Annotated in this window: 18 protein-coding genes and 1 tRNA gene; 3 read left to right on the top strand and 16 right to left on the bottom strand. The window is 41.3% G+C overall.

The window, feature by feature from the left end; all coding sequences use genetic code 11:
• Positions 1–83: 83 nt before the first annotated feature.
• Entirely contained in the window at positions 84–965 is an 882-nt protein-coding gene (locus DB520_RS04155) for a polysaccharide deacetylase family protein (RefSeq protein ID WP_232834831.1), read from the bottom strand.
• An 81-nt stretch (positions 966–1,046) separates the two neighbouring features.
• Between DB520_RS04155 and DB520_RS04150 the strand changes: the two genes are divergently transcribed.
• Both DB520_RS04150 and DB520_RS04145 read left to right on the top strand, forming a co-directional pair.
• Positions 1,047–1,259 (top strand): hypothetical protein, encoded by a 213-nt coding sequence (locus DB520_RS04150; RefSeq protein ID WP_114748355.1) that lies wholly within the window; start codon positions 1,047–1,049, stop codon positions 1,257–1,259.
• A 130-nt stretch (positions 1,260–1,389) separates the two neighbouring features.
• On the top strand, positions 1,390–2,013 hold the full coding sequence (locus DB520_RS04145) for a class I SAM-dependent methyltransferase (protein WP_157971927.1): 624 nt from the start codon (positions 1,390–1,392) through the stop codon (positions 2,011–2,013).
• Between the two features lie 12 nt (positions 2,014–2,025).
• Here DB520_RS04145 and DB520_RS04140 read toward each other — a convergent pair whose 3' ends face one another.
• The 6 genes from DB520_RS04140 to DB520_RS04115 form a co-directional block, all read right to left on the bottom strand.
• Positions 2,026–3,360: a neutral/alkaline non-lysosomal ceramidase N-terminal domain-containing protein gene (locus DB520_RS04140; protein WP_232834830.1), complete on the bottom strand. Its 1,335-nt coding sequence runs from the start codon at positions 3,358–3,360 to the stop codon at positions 2,026–2,028.
• Positions 3,361–3,375: 15 nt separating this feature from the next.
• Positions 3,376–4,545, bottom strand: a complete 1,170-nt coding sequence (locus tag DB520_RS04135; RefSeq protein ID WP_114748352.1) for an AIR synthase related protein — start codon at positions 4,543–4,545, stop codon at positions 3,376–3,378.
• A 38-nt stretch (positions 4,546–4,583) separates the two neighbouring features.
• Positions 4,584–6,506, bottom strand: coding sequence for an OmpA family protein (locus DB520_RS04130; protein ID WP_114748351.1), 1,923 nt, complete (start codon positions 6,504–6,506; stop codon positions 4,584–4,586).
• Positions 6,507–6,530: 24 nt separating this feature from the next.
• Complete coding sequence (locus tag DB520_RS04125) at positions 6,531–7,034, bottom strand: hypothetical protein (protein ID WP_114748350.1); 504 nt, start codon at positions 7,032–7,034, stop codon at positions 6,531–6,533.
• 153 nt (positions 7,035–7,187) lie between these two features.
• The gene (locus DB520_RS04120) at positions 7,188–7,988 is read right to left on the bottom strand and encodes a (Fe-S)-binding protein (RefSeq protein ID WP_232834829.1); all 801 of its coding nucleotides are present in this window, start codon (positions 7,986–7,988) and stop codon (positions 7,188–7,190) included.
• A 12-nt stretch (positions 7,989–8,000) separates the two neighbouring features.
• Positions 8,001–9,338 (bottom strand): 4Fe-4S dicluster domain-containing protein, encoded by a 1,338-nt coding sequence (locus DB520_RS04115; RefSeq protein ID WP_114748349.1) that lies wholly within the window; start codon positions 9,336–9,338, stop codon positions 8,001–8,003.
• Between the two features lie 89 nt (positions 9,339–9,427).
• Between DB520_RS04115 and DB520_RS04110 the strand changes: the two genes are divergently transcribed.
• Positions 9,428–9,500, top strand: a tRNA-Phe gene (locus tag DB520_RS04110).
• A gap of 246 nt (positions 9,501–9,746) precedes the next feature.
• On the opposite strand, the gene DB520_RS04105 is transcribed toward DB520_RS04110, so the two are convergent.
• The 9 genes from DB520_RS04105 to DB520_RS04065 all read right to left on the bottom strand — a co-directional run bounded on the left by DB520_RS04105 (position 9,747) and on the right by DB520_RS04065 (position 17,850).
• Complete coding sequence (locus tag DB520_RS04105; RefSeq protein WP_198675230.1) at positions 9,747–10,184, bottom strand: Hsp20/alpha crystallin family protein; 438 nt, start codon at positions 10,182–10,184, stop codon at positions 9,747–9,749.
• A gap of 141 nt (positions 10,185–10,325) precedes the next feature.
• Positions 10,326–10,781 carry an Hsp20/alpha crystallin family protein gene (locus DB520_RS04100; protein ID WP_114748347.1) on the bottom strand — a complete coding sequence of 152 codons (456 nt, stop codon included), beginning with the start codon at positions 10,779–10,781 and terminating at the stop codon, positions 10,326–10,328.
• Positions 10,782–10,973: 192 nt separating this feature from the next.
• Positions 10,974–12,248, bottom strand: a complete 1,275-nt coding sequence (locus DB520_RS04095) for a TRAP transporter large permease (protein WP_114748346.1) — start codon at positions 12,246–12,248, stop codon at positions 10,974–10,976.
• 1 nt (position 12,249) lies between these two features.
• Positions 12,250–12,717: a TRAP transporter small permease gene (locus tag DB520_RS04090; RefSeq protein ID WP_114748345.1), complete on the bottom strand. Its 468-nt coding sequence runs from the start codon at positions 12,715–12,717 to the stop codon at positions 12,250–12,252.
• Complete coding sequence (locus tag DB520_RS04085) at positions 12,714–13,721, bottom strand: TRAP transporter substrate-binding protein (protein ID WP_232834828.1); 1,008 nt, start codon at positions 13,719–13,721, stop codon at positions 12,714–12,716. Before DB520_RS04085 ends, DB520_RS04090 begins: the two co-directional genes overlap by 4 nt.
• 126 nt (positions 13,722–13,847) lie before the next feature.
• Positions 13,848–15,350 carry a P-loop NTPase fold protein gene (locus DB520_RS04080; RefSeq protein ID WP_114748344.1) on the bottom strand — a complete coding sequence of 501 codons (1,503 nt, stop codon included), beginning with the start codon at positions 15,348–15,350 and terminating at the stop codon, positions 13,848–13,850.
• A 28-nt stretch (positions 15,351–15,378) separates the two neighbouring features.
• Entirely contained in the window at positions 15,379–16,425 is a 1,047-nt protein-coding gene (locus DB520_RS04075) for a histidinol-phosphatase (RefSeq protein WP_232834827.1), read from the bottom strand.
• Between the two features lie 268 nt (positions 16,426–16,693).
• On the bottom strand, positions 16,694–17,359 hold the full coding sequence (locus tag DB520_RS04070; RefSeq protein WP_114748342.1) for an alpha/beta hydrolase: 666 nt from the start codon (positions 17,357–17,359) through the stop codon (positions 16,694–16,696).
• Complete coding sequence (locus DB520_RS04065) at positions 17,356–17,850, bottom strand: cytidine deaminase (protein WP_114748341.1); 495 nt, start codon at positions 17,848–17,850, stop codon at positions 17,356–17,358. Before DB520_RS04065 ends, DB520_RS04070 begins: the two co-directional genes overlap by 4 nt.
• Between the last annotated feature and the right edge of the window lie 75 nt (positions 17,851–17,925).

The raw sequence follows: 17,925 nt of genomic DNA, 5'->3' as shown, positions 1-17,925 counted from the left end.
TAAATTGGATTAACTATTCACTTGACGAAATAAAAAGCTTTTTTGTTGTGGATGATCTCAAAAATTATGTAAAAATTAAACAATTAATACTTTTCCTGTAATAATTCTTCCAAAGGAATCCAACAATATCCTCTTTTCCTGAGTCCCTCAATGAGTTCGGGTAGCTTCCTTGCAAATTTATCTTTCCTTTTTTCGCCAACACCAATGTGCATCAATAAAATAAATCCATTTAAGCCGTTTTTAGCCTCGAAATCCCAGATGCTCTCAAGAATAGCCCCACTTCCAATGTAGTTTTCTAATTCAGGGGTGGTGTAATCCGCATGGCTCTTTGTTCCTGGTGTAAAGTTGATCAGCTGCAATCCCAATTCTGCCGTCCATGCACTTATTGAATCGTTATACCACTCATATGGGGGAAGAAAAAAGGGCGCATCTTCTTTGCTAACCCCAAACTTTTCCATTTCCAGATAATTGTCCATTAAGTCCTGCTGAAAGGTGCCCTTGCTTACCAGCAAGCTGTCCCTATCTTCCCAGTCGCAATATAGCAAGTGCTTGTCTGAATGTGCTCCAAGGTAATGACCGTCTTCTTTTATCTGGTAAATCAAAGGTTGGAAGTCGGGATTCCTATAAAAATCCCCCGTGAAGAAAAAGGCTGCCTTAACCCGATATTTTTTCAGATTCTCCAATATTTCGCCCCCACTTTCTGCATATTCATGGCCAGTGAGGACCAAGGTCAGCATTCTTTCAGTGGTGTCCCCCCTTATCCATGCCCCGTGATGACTGCTAATTTGGGCAAAGGTAAACTCAGATAGTGAAAGTGAAATAGCCAAAAAGATAAAAATTGGCTTGCTGGCTATTAGATTCATGAATTGATCTTTAGGTGCCTCAAACAGAAAACCCTTTACCATTGCCCCTGATAAGCAAAAATTTTTATTGGCCATATTCGTTGCTACATGTATCCATGCCATGATATTACCCAAACCAATCCAGTAAATTCTAATTAGTACTTTTTAGGTAAATTACCAAAATAGTATTTAATATACCAATGTATGGCTCAGTTGAGAAAAAAGAACAAAGTTCCAAAAAGAAAATCCAAGGCGGGGCAAGCTCCGGGAACGCTGATTTTTACCGGTGTGAAGAAAATGGAAAGCACTGTACTTTCTCTGATTGAGTACAAATATGCCTATTTTGCAGTAATCGGGGTAATGGCATTATCCGTACTGGGTGTGCTTTGGTATTTTAAAAGTAGGCAGTGGATTTAATGATCCACAAACACGAGCTACTCTAGGATTATTACGATAATTTCTTTGTATGGATACTTATTATGGAACAAAGTGGGAAAGTCCATTCAGAACTACTTACAAACGCATAGCAGCCTAAATAACATGGAATGTGAGCACCAATAATTACGATAAAATTGCTTTTATCTATGAGAAACTGTCCAAGGTAATATTGGGGAAAGAATTTGTCCGCAGCAAAGACCTTTTCTTGCAAAACATTCTGGAAGACATGGATGTTTGGGTAATCGGTGGAGGTACAGGTGCAATTATTCCAGAAATTTTGATCAAGAATGGCCTTACAGGAAAACTTGTATATTCAGAAGCTTCTCAAAAAATGCTGCAAAGGGCCAGGAAACGCGTTTCCTCCAAAGATGAAGATAGGGTCCATTTTTATAGGGAAGAGAGGTTCCATTGGCCTTTTGCCTCCAAGGCGGATATAGTGATTTGCCAGTATCTTTTGGATGTGCTTATCGACCAGCAGATACACAATTTTTTTAAGGCATTAGAAAAAGCCATTAATCCCAATACCCAACTTATTTTTGCCGATTTTTATCCTCATTCAAGAAAATCCTTGTTTATAAAAGCCATGATTTCCGCATTCAGATGCATAACCAATCATCCACGCAAAGATCTGCCTGACTATGACTTCTTCTTTGAAAGATACGGATGGAAAACGCAAGAGGAGTTTCAAATACAAGGAGGGTTCATCAGGGTAAAATGCCTGGTGAAAGCTTAATTGCTTTAAAAGTTAATTGTGTTTTACTTTTGAAAGTGCCTTTACCACCAATTCATGCTGATAGGCTCCATTAAAAGGGCCAAAGAAATTCATGTCCCAAGTCTCATACATCCTTTCCTTGTAGTACTTATCCGGGGTGATGTATCCTATGTATCCCCCATTAAAAGAGGTAAAAAACAAGGTAAGGTCGAGAGACGCTGCATGTTTATCCCAGTTTTCATAGAAAACGCCTGAAACTTCTCCACTACTGGACAACAGCACCACAGGCCCTATCTGCAAAATGTCCATAAAAGCTGGGCTTTCTCCATAAACGCTATGAAAAAGCCAAGGCCGCAAGCGGAGGTTTTCAGAAATACGAAAATGGGGGCTTCTCAAATCTACCTGCAGCTTAGCTGAAAATAAGGAAGTGGCCGATGAAGTGTCGGCTGGGGAAAGATCGGAGTGAAGTTTTTGGTATAGGGTTCTTGCATACTCCCTTACTGCGGCAGTGTCTCGAGCTTTAGCACCTTGTGGCCTATGGCTTCCTACAGTACCTGCCGCAAAAATACAAAAGGACAACTCTTCTTCGAGTGCTTCTGCAAAGTAATAGGGATAATCTCCTGATAGGCCCATAAAATCACTTTCCAGTAAAGTAGGATGAGCACTATAGGTCACAAATAAGCAGGTCTCACCATCCAGCTTTTCAAGGTACAACTGGCGGACATAGGGGTCGACAGGGTCTGAAGCTACCAACCTGTTTGCCACCAGTTCCGGAACGGGTGTTTTTCGATAGGAAATATTCACAGTATCCAGATGCTGAAAAGCCCGATTCACACTCTCGATGGTTTGGTGGGCAATGAAATCTACCAGCATCTCATCCTTTCCTCCCATGGTCAATTTCCCCACTATTCCAGGAGTATACCCGCCCATTCCTCTATGGGTATGTGTACTCGTGAAGTAAAGATGGTCTACTGGCAAGTCGGCAGTTTTCAGCCTTTCCTCGACTTTTTGGGCCAGATATGGATGTACAAATAGCAATTCGTAATTTATGAGTGCCACCGTGTGCTGCTCATTGCTAATCAACAAGGTCTTCACATAGCTGCTGTCCACAACAAATTCATATTCCCCCCTTGGTTTGTATGGAATAAGCGGTTTTGGACTGGCAGGGGTGAAATTTACCTTTGCCCATCCTGCCAGCAAAAATCCACTATCCGCACCCTCCAGATTGGTTTTTTCCAGCCTTTCCATAGTCTCCTTGAAATAGGCCGATTCTTCCAGTGGTGTCCAATCCACAGTGGTTACACAGAACATTGCAATGAGGAACAATCCTCCCAAAAACCAGGAAAGAATACGGAGAAATTTTATCACGATGAGAAAATGGCTCTAAGCAGAATAATTAAAAACTCCATGCGGTGACTGTATAGTGAGTTGTTTTCCTTCTCCATTCTGCACCCTTCCTACTATTTGGGCATCTACTCCATGGAACTCAGCAATGTCTATCACCTCTTCCGCATATTTCTCCTCCAGATAAACTTCCATTCTGTGCCCCATATTAAAAACCTTGTACATTTCTTTCCAATCTGTTCCGCTTTCTTCCTGAATAATAGAAAACAAGGGAGGGGTATCAAAAAGGTTATCTTTAACTACATGTAAGTTCTCAATAAAATGGAGGACTTTTGTCTGGGCTCCTCCACTGCAATGCACAATTCCATGGACATGAGGCCTAAGGTATTTTAGCACCTCTACAATAACAGGTGCGTAGGTTCGGGTAGGTGAAAGCACCAAGCTTCCCATATCCAATGGGGTACCCGGAGCAGGGTCTGTCAAGCCATACTTTCCACTATATACTAATTCCTCCGGAACCAGAGGATCAAAACTTTCCGGATATTTACTTTTAAGCACTTTAGAAAACACGTCGTGGCGGGCAGAGGTGAGCCCATTACTTCCCATTCCCCCGTTGTATCTGTTTTCATAGTTAGCTTTTCCAAAAGAAGCCAAGCCTACAATTACATCCCCACTTTGAATCTTGTCATTACTGATGACTTCTTCCCTTTTCATCCTACAAGTAACTGTGCTGTCCACGATCAGGGTTCTTACCAAATCCCCAACATCGGCAGTTTCCCCTCCAGTCAGTATGGCATTCACTCCATTGTTCCTTAAGGTTTCTAGCACTTCTTCCGTACCATTGATGATGGCAGCTATCACTTCCCCAGGAATGAGATTTTTGTTTCTGCCTATGGTAGAAGATACCAATATGTTGTTGATCGCACCCACACATAGCAGGTCATCGATGTTCATGATAAGGGCATCTTGGGCTATTCCTTTCCAAACATCTAAATCACCCGTTTCCTTCCAATACAAATAAGCAAGTGAAGACTTGGTGCCGGCACCATCGGCATGCATTACATTACAATACGAAGGGTCATTTCCTAAAATGTCCTCCACAATTTTACAAAAAGCCTTTGGATATAGTCCTTTATCCAATTTGGAAATTGCCTTATGCACATCTTCTTTGGAGGCACTCACCCCCCGCTGCATATATCTTTCATTCATAAAGTCATACCTGTGGGTCCTTCCACAAAGGTAAGTATTTAGTCGGTGATTTCTATTACCTTAAATTCGGTACGTCTGTTGATTTGATGCTCCTCCTCCGTTTGTGCATCTTCAATAATAAGTTGTCGCTTTCCATAGCCCTTGGCCTCCATCCTATCAGGATCTATCCCTTGGGATACGATATATTCCACAGCAGATTCTGCCCTGCGTTGCGAAAGCCGGTCGTTATAGGTGTCCGAAGCCCGGGCATCGGTGTGGGAACTTAGCTCTATCCGAATCTGGGGGTTGTCCTTTAATATTTGAACTAGCTTATCCAACTCCTCGGCAGCATCGGGTCGGATGTCCGCTTTATCCAAGTCATAGTAGATATTCTCTAATACTATTGCGCGTTCCAACACCAGTTTTTCCAAAACTATGGTGGTATCCAATACCACGTTGGTCACATCCTGGATCAGCTCATCTTGGGATGGGGTTTTTCCATCGGTCGTGTAGGGTATACTTTTGGAAAAATAGCCGTTCTTCGAGGCTATCATTGTGAAGGACTGATTCGGTTCCAGTTGAAACCTCAACCTTCCGTTTTGATTGGAGAAGTTTCCATCAATAGTTTGGTTATCTTCATCATAAAGTGCAACCCTCGTTTGGGGTAGTGTCTCTTCATCCCCATCATCGGTTTTCCCTTTTGTGGTAACATTCAAAAACACATTTAACACTTTGGGCTTAGGAGTAAAATCCTGAAAGAAATAAATGTCGTCATCTCCTTTTCCACCTTCCCTATTGGAGGTGATAAATCCTTCCTTAGGGTAATCGGTGAAAAATATGCCAAAATCATCTGCTACCGAATTGATGTTTGGCCCGAGGTTTTTCACAACGGTTTTGCCATTTTCTTCCTTGGCAACAAAAATATCCAGCTTTCCAAACCCCGGGTGGCCATCTGAGGCAAAATAAAACTCCCCATTTGAAAGGGGTCTTGGGAAAAGTTCGTTTCCGGCTGTGTTGATTTCGGGTCCCAAGTTTTGCACATTACCAAAGTCCCCATTGGCCAGCTTGGAGGCCTTGTACAAATCTGTTCCTCCATGCCCTCCTGGTCTATTAGAGGCAAAATATAAGGTCTCGCCATCAGGACTGAAGGCAGGAGTAGAATTCCAGTAGGTAGGCTCATCATTCGCTGCCATATAAATGGGTTCTGTAAACCCACCTCCCCTAAAATAGGAAGCGAAAAGGCTCACCTCCGGCAAGTCTTTTCTTGATGCAGTATTGCCCCTTGCATATACTATGGTATTTCCATCAGGGCTTATGGCTATAGCTCCCTGGTTAAGCCCTGGCTCGTTTCTGAATTCGGGAAGTGGCTGAACATTTTGTACATCCACTTTTATTCCTTCCGCCCGGGCACGGTAGATCTGGGTATAACCCTGGCCGGTAGCCGGATAAATTCCACCTCCTGACCTAGAGCTGGTGAAATACAGGTAGTTATCACTCATTACTGGAGCATAGTCTATACCGGCAGTGTTGAGCAGTTCATAATTCTCGAGTTTATGGTGCGGCCAGATGGGCTCAATTTCTTCTAGGACTTGAAGGTTGTTGATTTCCTTATCGGCGAGCCGATGCAGCTTATCATCATTTGTCCATTTTTTTGAGGCTATAAAGGCCTCTTTCGCTTCATCATAGTTGCCCTGATCTTTTAAGCTTTTGCCTTTATAATAGTAGTTTTCAAAGGTCTCCTCATGTTCAAGCAATTGCTTATAATAAGGAGCCGCTTTCTCTACGCGATTCGACAACCTGTAACTTTCTGCCACGTAATAGTTGGCTTCTGGGTTTTCAGGTTCTTTTTCCAGGACTTGGGAATAGGTAGATATTGCCATTTGGTATTCACCGGCACTGAATTGATTCTGTCCCCTTTGCTGCAAACTTGTACAGGCCGCAAAGAAAACAACAATAAGTATTGAAAAGCAGCTACGCTTCATATTTTTGATCCTCCCTTTTATGGATTATTGGGTAATTTGTTGGTTGTTGAAATATCTTTTTAGCCAACTTTCCTTAGCAGGTATTAGCCAATTACTCTCAAGCTCACTTTTTTTACTGACACTAGGGTTGAAAACAGGGGAGTCGGGTGTAAGCTTCCCCTGACGGATGGCTGTATTCACATCAGGAAGTTTTGTCACTGTGACTTTGTCTTCATGCAAGTAAGCCACCTTGCCAGCATCCAGAATTTCAACGTTGATATGTTGTTCTATTTCCCTTAATAACCTCACTGAACTATCTATTGAGCATCCACTTGCACCCATCTTTGATTCGTCCACAGATAGGAGGATGAACTGGTCATGTTGAATGTCAAAGGATGTAGGCATTAGGCTTCCATGGGTATTCCATTGGTTACAAAAGGTCACCAACTTAGAGATCATCCAAGTTTTTTCTTCCTCTGTGAAAGGTCTGTTTGCGAAATATACCCATACCCTGGAAGTATCAACCATGTTCTCATAAGGAATATACATAATGCTAAACTCTAGTTATCAATTTAATTAATTGGTACAATTGCCTTTCTTAAACGACAAAGGACTTCACTTTGGTACAAAATAAACCTTTTCTTCTTTCAAACCTATCATGTTGCCGCCGAGTAAGATGGGAACACAAGGACTGAAGCAGTTCTAAGACAGGTTTAAATCCTTGGCAATAAGCTCAGCGATATCCAACACTTGCACATCCTGTTCCTTTTCCTTGTTTTTGATACCGTCCGTCATCATTGTAAGGCAAAAAGGGCATCCCACCGCTATGGTTTTTGCTCCGGTTCCTAAGGCCTCTTCCGTTCTCTCTATGTTAATGTCCTTTTTCCCTTGCTCAGGTTCCTTAAACATCTGGGCCCCTCCAGCACCGCAACAAAGCCCTTTGGATTTGCACCTCTTCATTTCTACCAGTTCCATGTCCAAAGCATTAATCACTTCTCTAGGTGCTTCATATACCCCGTTTGCTCTTCCCAGAAAACAGGAATCGTGAAAGGTAATTTTTTTTCCCTTATAACCTCCTCCTCCCTTTAAAACAATACGGCCCTCATTGATGAGTTGTTGCAAAAATTGGGAATGATGTACCACCTTATAGTTTCCCCCCAATGCAGGGTACTCATTCTTTAGGGTATTGAAACAATGGGGACATGCAGTTACGATATTTTTGACATGGTAGCCATTCAGCACCTGTATGTTGCTTGCTGCTTGCATTTGGAATAAAAATTCATTTCCCGCCCTTCTTGCAGGATCTCCTGTACAGGTTTCTTCCTCACCCAAGACAGCAAAATCCACTCCTATGACATTTAAAATCTTGACGAAAGCCTGAGTAACGGCCTTGTACCTGTCATCAAAAGAGCCTGCACATCCCACCCAGAACAATACCTCCGGCGCTTCCCCAGCACTTGCCTTTTCCGCCATGGTAGGTACTTTATAGCTTTTCTCGCTCATTAATTTTTCGTTTTATTTGGCTTCTTGATCCTTTAATTTATCTGCCCACTTAAATCGGTCAGTGGGGGGAAATTTCCAAGGGGCAAAGCTGGTTTCAATATTTTGAAACATCGCGTTCCACTGTGCAGGGGACCCGCTCTCTTCCATGGCCACATATCTCCTAAGTTGGAGAATGATGTCCAGTGGGTCTATGTTTATAGGGCAAGCTTCCACACAGGCATTGCAACTGGTGCAGGCATTAATTTCCTCTTTACTTATGTGGTCACCCAACAATGCCTTACCGTCATCCAAGCCCTTTCCCCCATTATTTATATTCTCCATTACCTCCTCAGCACGATCCCGGGTATCCATCATGATCTTTCGCGGAGATAATTTCTTACCTGTAATATTGGCTGGACATTCCGCTGTGCATCTACCACACTCCGTACAGGAAAATGCATTCATCATGTTAATCCATGAAAGGTCATTTACATCCTTTGCACCAAACCTCGCGATTTCTGAGGGAGATTCCTGAGCCCCTCCTTCTTCTTGGATTCCCAACATCAATTTCACCTCCTGGGTCACCTCGGGCATATTTTTCATCTCTCCCTTTGGCTTCAAATTAGAATACCAGGTGTTTGGGAATGCCAGAAAAATGTGCATGTGCTTGGAATAGGTAATATAAATCGCAAACCCTAAAATTCCCACTATGTGAAACCACCACGCAAATCTTTCCAATACCACCAAACTTGTATCACCAAAGGTGGTGAAAAGGGGCTGGATAAGGCTACTGAAAAAAAGCCCCTCCACAAGCTGATATCCCGCCACGCCTCTTTCTGCCAGGACCTGGTCTGTAGCGTTCATGGTTAATATGGCGGATACCAGCAAAATCTCGATCCACAAAATCAGATTTGCATCCAACTCTGGCCAACCCTTCAACTCTCCCATTCTCAGACGAGGTACTTTGGTTATATTTCTTCTGATCAAAAAGGCCACACAGGAAACTAGCGCAGCAAAGGCCAGAAATTCGAAGATATTCATGGCCACCACATAGCTGCTTCCCAAAAACGGTGCAAATGCACGGTGAGAACCGGATAGGCCATCGGTAATAAATTCAAGAACTTCTATATTGATAATGATGAAGGCGACATAAATCATCAGATGCAGAATGGCGGGGCCCACCCTCTTAAACATTTTCTTTTGCCCAAAGGCAATTAGCCCCATAGTTTTCCATCTTTCTCCCTTTTGGTCATTCCTCTGCTCAGGCCTACCCAAAAATATCATTTGGCGGATGGTTTTTATCCTTTTGTAAAGGATAAATCCTGCAACCGAAAAAAGTAGCAAAAAAAGCACCTGGGGTAAAATACTCATCTTAAACGATTTATTGGTTTTGATCTCTTTTTTTGAACAAAATGATTTGCTGTATTATTTCAAATACCTACCTTTGCATCACTTTCAACGGTGATGTAGCTCAGTTGGTAGAGCATCGGACTGAAAATCCGTGAGTCGGTGGTTCGAGCCCACTCATCACCACAGACCCTGGCAGATTGTTCTAATATTGTCAGGGTCTTTTTTTTGCCCAATTCATTATATAACTCAGCTTTGGGATTTCTGTTGTCGGAGTCCATATGAGTCAGGTTGGTTTTCATTTCGCCTTTGCAAATTAATAAACCGTGGGCATGCATACTATTATTATAATAAAAAAAACACCGGCCACCAAAATCGGACCGGTGTAAGGTTTGTCCAAACCTGTTCCAACCAATTAATCAAAATAAACTATCAACTTAACCAACTCTTTATCTTTGAAGCAATTCTGCTAAATACATTTTTGACAGAATTGCTGCTTTCTACCTCTACGTATGGCGTGTGGCCTGCGATTTCCACGTTAATCAACCTAGCTTGATGGGTACCGATCGCATATGGTATGGTAACTTCCAATAGCCCGTTTTTCATTTCAGCCTTGATTTTGTTTAAGTCCAATCTTTCGGGCAAATAATAGGATCTTCTAACTGCTTGGCGGGAAACGCTATGCTTGCTTTTCCTGGAAATCTCCCCTTCCACCACAAGCTGCCTATCCTCCACTTTCAGCCTTATGTCCCGTTTATCCATACCTGGCAAACTGATGCTGATTTGCCAACCTTCATTTTCTTCCACAAAGTGGTCTCCCTGTTTTGTCCAATTATCCAATTCCCAAATTGGATCCATGAAGCTGGCCATTGGGTGTTGATTTATCAAAAACCAATTCATAGTCTATCCATTTAAAGGTTTAAGAAAATGCCAAATAAAGAACCCTATTTTTGCTACTAATATGGAAGGGAACTGAGTAAGGATGTGGGACATGCCACATCCTTCCAAAGATTATGAAATCTCAATCTGCCTTACCTGATTGTGGTTATTTTCTTTTTTCGGCAAGGTAACATGTAGAATTCCATCCGAATACCTAGCAGCAATGCCATCAATATCCACCTTATCCTCGGGGATGTAGAAAGATCTTGTAAAGGAATGATAACTGAATTCCCTTCTGGTAATTCTTTCTTCCTGTGCTTGCTCTTCCTTCCTTTCAGAGGAAATAGTAAGTTGCTCATTCTCGAAATTGATCTTGAAATCCTCCTTTTTAAATCCAGGAGCTGCCAACTCAACATGGTAAGCCCTATCGTCTTCCTTGATGTTTACGGCTGGCATGCTGTTACCATATCGGCTTACAGGTTTTCGGCCCTCGAAGTTTTCTGGCCATTCAAACAGTCGATCAAACCAATTTTCAAATGTTGGCACTTCTGTGCTTTTTCCGTTGTTTTTTACTTTTAACAGTGTCATGGCTTTATCCGATTTTTGGGGTTTAACGTCTAAATCTTAATCGTTTTTTCACACTCAATTTTCAAAGCACATGCCAAATGCGTTAGATATTAGATTTGGACTTATTTGCTTGTTGGTCAAGACAATAAGTCATGTTCTTTAGGAAACAAAAAGACATATTGTCCTATTTTTAGTGGCCAAAATGCCATAATGTCAATCGTAAAAAAGACCTGGGAGCCAAAGAGAAACTGCTGGAATGTAGGTAACCAACAACAAAACAATTAGACTTACAATCAAAAAAGGCAGGCCGGCTTTTGCGATTTTTTCCAAGGAAATTTTCCCAATACTAGAAGCAACAAATAGGCAAACCCCTACAGGAGGAGTCGTCAAACCAATAACCAGGTTAAATACCATGATGATGGCAAACTGTACCGGGTCCACACCTACCTGCACAGCAACCCCGAGCAATACCGGAAATAAAATCAGTAGTGCAGCAATGGTCTCCATAAATGCCCCAACAAAAATGAGCAGCAGGTTAATCATCAGTAGTAGCAGCAGTTTGTTTTCCGTCAGGCTCAACATCTTGTCTGCTATCCATTGAGGGAGCTCCTCTACGGTCATGATCCAGGCAAAAAGATTGGCAAAGCCCACCAAAACCATTAAGGATGCGGTAGTCTTGGCGGATTGCAGTATTACTGCCGGGATCATTTTCCATTCCAATTCCTTATACACCCAAAGACCTATAGCTATTGCATAAATGACGGCCACAATGGAGGCTTCGGTGGGTGTAAATATGCCGCCAATAATTCCAAATAAAATCACCAAGGTCATCATAATGGCCCAAAATGCCTGAAAGAAACTTTTTGCCACTACCCTTACTGGGGCCCTATCACTCTTGGGATATTTCCTTTTGACAGCTATTAAATAGGTCATCACCATAAAGCCCATTCCTAGCAATAAACCAGGAACGATCCCGGCAATAAACAACTTCCCAACCGAAAGGCCGGTAAGGGTAGCGGCAATAATCATGGGCAAGCTTGGGGGTATAACCGGGCCAATGGTCGAAGAGGACGCAGTAAGGGCACAAGAAAAGGGCGCATCATATCCCTCCTTTTTCATAGCAGGAATCATCACCGAACCAATACTGGCCGTATCGGCTATGGCAGTACCCGAAATACCCCCAAACAACATGGATGCCCCCACGTTGGCAAGGCCTAATCCACCTCTGATATGACCGAGTAGGGCATTACAGAAACGAATAAACCTACTGGTAATACCACTGGCATTCATCAAGTTACCTGCAAGAATAAACCCGGGTATAGATAAAAGTACAAAAACGTCGATTCCGGCATACATTTTCTGAGGCACCACCATCAAGGGAATATCGCTGAATAGCAGATAGGCAAAGGCAGATAAGCCTAAGGCAAAAGCGATGGGAAATCCCAGAATAAGTAAAATCAAAAAAACGATGAATAAAATGGCTGTCATGTTACCCTTGCTTTAGTCTAAGAAGAAATTGACGACCTGCATATAGACTTACAAAAAGGCCCATGGCACTCATGGACAAATACATGAAGGACATGGTAAAGCCCATAGCGGGCGACTGCCTTATTTGTACTATTTTCACCAGTGGGATACTATAGAAAAACATCACCGTCATCAGCAGGACAATGAGAGCGAGGATCAGCAATTCCAATCCTTTTTTAGCTTTTGGTGAAAGATACTCTAATAAGGTATCCACACTTACATATTCCCTTTCCTTGATGGCAAGGCCCGCTCCCAGACTTACCATATATATAAAGCAAAATCTTGCCAGCTCCTCGGTCCAGTTTGGTGCCCAAGGTAGTGCATATCTGGCTACCACCTGTAGCACCACCACTCCTATCATCAAGGCAAAACTCGTGGTCACAAGAAAAGACAAGGTCTTATCTAAATAGGGAAAGTAGCGTATTTTCATTCTACGGCTTGAATACGGTTCAACAAATCCATTTGCTCCTCGTTGAAAGCAGCCCTAACAGCTTCTCTGGCAGCAGCCCCAAACGCCTCCCTATCCACTTCCACCATTTCCATGCCCCTATCCAGAAGGTATTGGTAATCCTCTTCCTCTTGCTTGAGAAAAAGCTCATGTTCGTATGCTTGCATGACTTCGGCTGCCTCCATTACTACATGTTGAAGATCCACTGGCAGCATTTGGTACTTCTTGTCACTCATTACCACATAGGCCCAGCTTTTTACGTGCTCGGTCAGCATGCAATACTTCTGGACTTCGTACAAACCCGCATCTCGGATAAGGGCAAATGGGTTTTCCTGGCCATGGATCGTGGATTGCTGTAGGGCCGTAAAGACCTCAGAAAATGCCATGGGGGTGGGCTTTGCACCTAGGTGACTCCATGTTTTGACATAAAGGGAAACCGCAGGCACCCTTAAAATCATGCCCTTTAACTCATCTGGGTGCTTTATGGGTCTATTTGCAGTAAGGTTTCTAGCACCCCTTTCGAACCAGGCGATGGGCCTAAATCCTGCAATTTCCAAAATATGGTTTTCGATTTCTTTGCCCAGTGGGCCCCCAGCTACCTTTTTTAAATGGTCGGAATCCCTTATGGCAAAAGGGGTTGCGCAAAGTATGGAATTGGGTAATGACCAGGATTGCAGGGATTCCCCCGTGATCATGATATCCGCACTGCCCACCAGAATTCCAGTGAGCACATCCATTTCCTTACCTAACTGCTCATTTGGATATACCTTTACCTGCAGCCTACCATTACTTCTCCTATACACCTCTTCCGCAAACCTAAGACTTGCCTTGTGCCAGCCGTGGTTCCTGTTGGCAAGGTGGCCAAACCTCAGCATATATTCCGGCTTACCCTTATCTGTATCCTCACATGCACTAGCAAAAAAGACTATGGGTAAGAAAATCAACGCAAAAGAAAGCTGCTTGATGCATTTCATCGCAAAGGCCATTGGGATAGTATTGTTAATTTAAACGTTGCTGCTAATATCGAAATTAAAAAGCTTACAGCAAAATAGAACTAGCATGAGGACTTTAAAACCATAAATATTCATATACCTTAGTAATTTTGAATAAAATTACACCATTTTTAATTTAATTAATTCCTCAATAGCTTTACGTAAAAAAACGAAAAAGTCTAAATCTCTTATATTTATATCTATGTCATTACTTGTAATTTTAATAATTTCTACCTTGATCTCAAAAACTTTTCCTAAATCATGTATTGTAGCGTTCGCATCAATTTTCGCATATTTATATGTTAAAATTATATCGTCTATACTATAAGAACCATTTGATGAATTTTCATAATGCCTGGCGAATAATATTATTCCCAAAAGATCTTCAATAAATCTTTTTTTCATTCCTAAAAATTCGTCATAATCCGCTCCAAAATTTTTGGATTCTCTAGAATTTGAACACACGTATAACAAATGATCAAAGTGATGAAAAATATTGTGTAAATAAGAAATCAAATTCTGCGTACTTTCTGAAATAGAAAGAGAAAATCGATACCGATATCTATTAAAATTAAACTTTTTAACATCCTTAACCCTTAGAATTTTTTGTATCATTCTAATGGTAATCATACCAGATTCAATTAAACTCTTTACAACAAATAATGTTAATTCCAGTCCATCTTTGTATCTGTCTACGACTTCACCTCTTCTTTCACCAAAAATTCCGCATTTTATTATCGAATTATTAACATGTGTTATATTTTTAATAATGTCTTTAATGATGTCGAAATGGAAAACATCGGTAGCATAAAATTTATTCATGTAACCTAAAAAATCGACTGTGTTACCATATTTATGAGCAAAAATTTCCTTTATATTATTTAGATCACATACTAAAATAATTTGTGAAAAATCAAACTTATTTTGAAAATCTCTTCCTGGTACTGGAACGAAATCAATATGAGTAGAAAAAACATTTAAAATTCTAAAAATATGATCTGGATCAACTCTATCTAGGTCGTCAATTATCAAGACAATCTTTCTGTTAGTTTTAAGTTGATTAACTAAATTGCGAATAAGTTCTGTTATAAAATCCTCTTCATAAATTCCTTTTTTACCGGTAAAGGACTTTAAATGGTTAATTATTTTTCTTTCACTTGTCAAATTAATCTCTCGAAATTCTTTTCTAAATTTACTGATTAATCTGACTATTTTTGGTGCAATAATTGATAAGGAACCCCCTACTTCCGAAATCTGTGCAATAAAAAAAGGGGAAAGTTGTGAGAGTTTATTTATATTATTTTGCAAAAAATAAGGAATTAAAATAGCTTTAGAGATTTTAATTTCATCATAATCTATATCCTTTTCTAATAATTTAAAGAGAATATCATGTTTAATATACTCAAGAATATCATTATTGTTAGAAACTGAATAATTGACCGGAGTAATATGAAAAGTTTCATATTTATCGGAATTATCATCAAAAAATTTATTTAGAAAATAAGTTTTACCTATTCCAAATTTTCCAGAAAATAAAATCCTATTGTTTTTTTCTTTTTCTAGGTGATCATTTTCTAAGTGATCACTAAATCTTTTGGAAACACTTGTTAAATCAACCTCCATCACAAAACTTTATTTTATGTAAATTTTCTTACTCTGGCCTTACCGGCTGAAGCCATGCCATCTGGGAGCTCATGTTTTCTATGGGATTATCGGGTGGAAGGCTAGATACCACTTTGGCCCGGACAAATAGCATGTCCTTCTCCACCTCAAAACTCGCAGAGGTTCCCTTTACCTCTTCAAGTATCCTGGTTTCCTTTTCCCCTTTTTTGCAGCCAATAAAGGAAATGGTGTATTCAGCACCCTGTTCGGCTGCTACTTCCACTGAGAACTTATGGCCCTCGTAGGAAAAATCTTTCAACTCTACTCCTGTGCTTGCATAATACTCCCCTTCTTCCAGTGCATCTATTAAATTTCCAATGGCCAGGCTGTCTGTCCTAATCACCACCCAGCCCCTACCGGCATTGCTGAGTTGACTGGAGGTTACATGGTAGTTGTGGCTGTCGTCTGTTGCCAGTCCAAACAGCAGGGGCTGTCCTTTTTCAAGGTAGGCAATATTGATGAAATCCCACATTTCTTCAGTGCCTGGCCGCTCTGCATCTCCCAGGTTATGTACCTGCGGATGCCCATTAAAAACCTCAAAAAACCGCTCCCCTTTAAGCTTCATCATGTCTTCCATGGTAATTGCCCAACGAAAGTTGGGGTGGTTGATGTGTACCATCATCGGCTCACCAGTTTCCCTTCTTTGTTCCAACACCGCATTTATATTTCTTTGAAGTACGTCCACCACACTCTCCCCTTTTTGAGGTTCTATAAGCTTTTGAAGGTTGGTTACGTTGAGATGTAGGGGTTTACCTTCAAATCCATCGGATATTTCCTCAGAAGGGATCATGATAAACCGCCCTGCCTCCTCGAAGAGTGGAACATACTCTTCAAAAGTTTTCAAGCGCACTTGGGTCTTACCTTCTTCTTCTTCTTTATAATCCACCCAATCCCTGCCAAATTCCGAGAGGTATTGTTTGAAGCCTTCCTGATAAATACTGTCTTCCCTGAGCGTTATCCACTTTTCCCCTTCTGCAAAAATATTGTGGTCTGAAAGTGCCACAAAATGATAGCCCTGATCTTTATACCAGTCCATAATTCGTTCAGGAAAATCATCCCCGTCACTCCAATAGGAGTGCGTGTGTAGATTTCCCTTGTACCAATTAAGCGTAGTGGTCGGCCTCTTTTCTGAACAAGCAAAAAGGAAACATGTCACAACTACGAAAATGTAAAAGAATGGGATTGGCTTAAAGGTTTTCATAATAACTACGGTAAATTGGTTTGGCAACCTGTGAATTTATCGAAAAAATACCTATAAATAAAATATACTATCTGCTAATATAGCATGCTATTCTAATCCAGTGTTAAACCACATTTTCCATCAATTCAGCCAGCAATATGGGATCTAGATCATGGGCACCTGCATAACTTCTAGTAATAATTGTACTAAATCCATGCTTTTTCAGGTATTCCTGATGATCCCTTAACCGTTCAGGAGTAAGCAGAGGATCCTTATCCCCAAGGGCAAAAATAAGCTGAGTTTGGAGAGTTTTAGCCCTAAAGGCATTTGCATCCAGGTCATGTGCCACAGCCCCTCCCCAGAATACCAACTTGCCCAAAGAGAAATCAAACTGGGAAGCCCATCTACTGAGTGTAGCGGCGCCTTGAGAAAATCCCAAGGCATTTATATTCCTTGCATTGGGGAATTGAGCGAGTACATCCTCCATGATCGCATTGAGGTAATTATTGCAATGGAGGATATCCATTTCACGGTGCTGTTTGGTCATCCAGTTTGCCACCACCCTTCCATTGAAACCTTCTTTATAAAACCTATGAATTCCTTGTGGGGATACGAATACCCTGTCTTCCCTGTAAAGGCCTTCAAACTTTTTGAGAAAAAACTCAGCCAATTGTCCATACCCATGGAGGACAAGCCAAATTTCACCCACTTTATTGTTCGAACAAGGAGAATAAAAATAGGGGCTTTCAATGGTAAAGCGAACATTTTTGCTAGAATATGAAGGAGTCATTGGTTAAGGTCGTCAAATTTGAAAGGCAGAAGGGCACCAATGCCTGAAGCTTGAAATACTTGTCCATTTGGCCCCAGCATGAAGATTTCTATGGGCTGCCCAAACTTATTTTCATATTCATTGATAGTCTGCCTGCATAGACCACAGGGGCTTACTGTAGCCTGGGAATTTTCTTCAGCTGCACGATTGGCTGCTATTGCTATTTTTATTGGGGCAAGATTTGGGTAGTTGGCATGGACATAGCCTAATACGAGGCGTTCTGCACAAATCCCCACCGGGAAACTTACATTCTCTTGGTTGTTTGCCTGAAAAATCTCCCCATTTTCCAACATCAAAGCAACACCTACACGGAACCCGGAGTAGGGAGCATAGGCTTTTAATGCCGCTTCTTTTGCCATAGAAATTAGTCGAAAATTGGCTTCGGAAAGCTCCTCAAGCTTAAAGGATTGTAAAAATGTTTGCTCGGAAACAATTTTCTTCGGATTTGGCATGCATAGGATAGTTTATTTGGATAACCAGAAATTACACCTTCTGGTTATCAAAGTACATAAACATACGTAAACAAA

Source organism: Pleomorphovibrio marinus (genome assembly GCF_003347495.1).
Taxonomy (GTDB): Bacteria; Bacteroidota; Bacteroidia; order Cytophagales; family Cyclobacteriaceae; genus Pleomorphovibrio; species Pleomorphovibrio marinus.
This window is presented reverse-complemented; position numbering and strand designations above follow the sequence as displayed.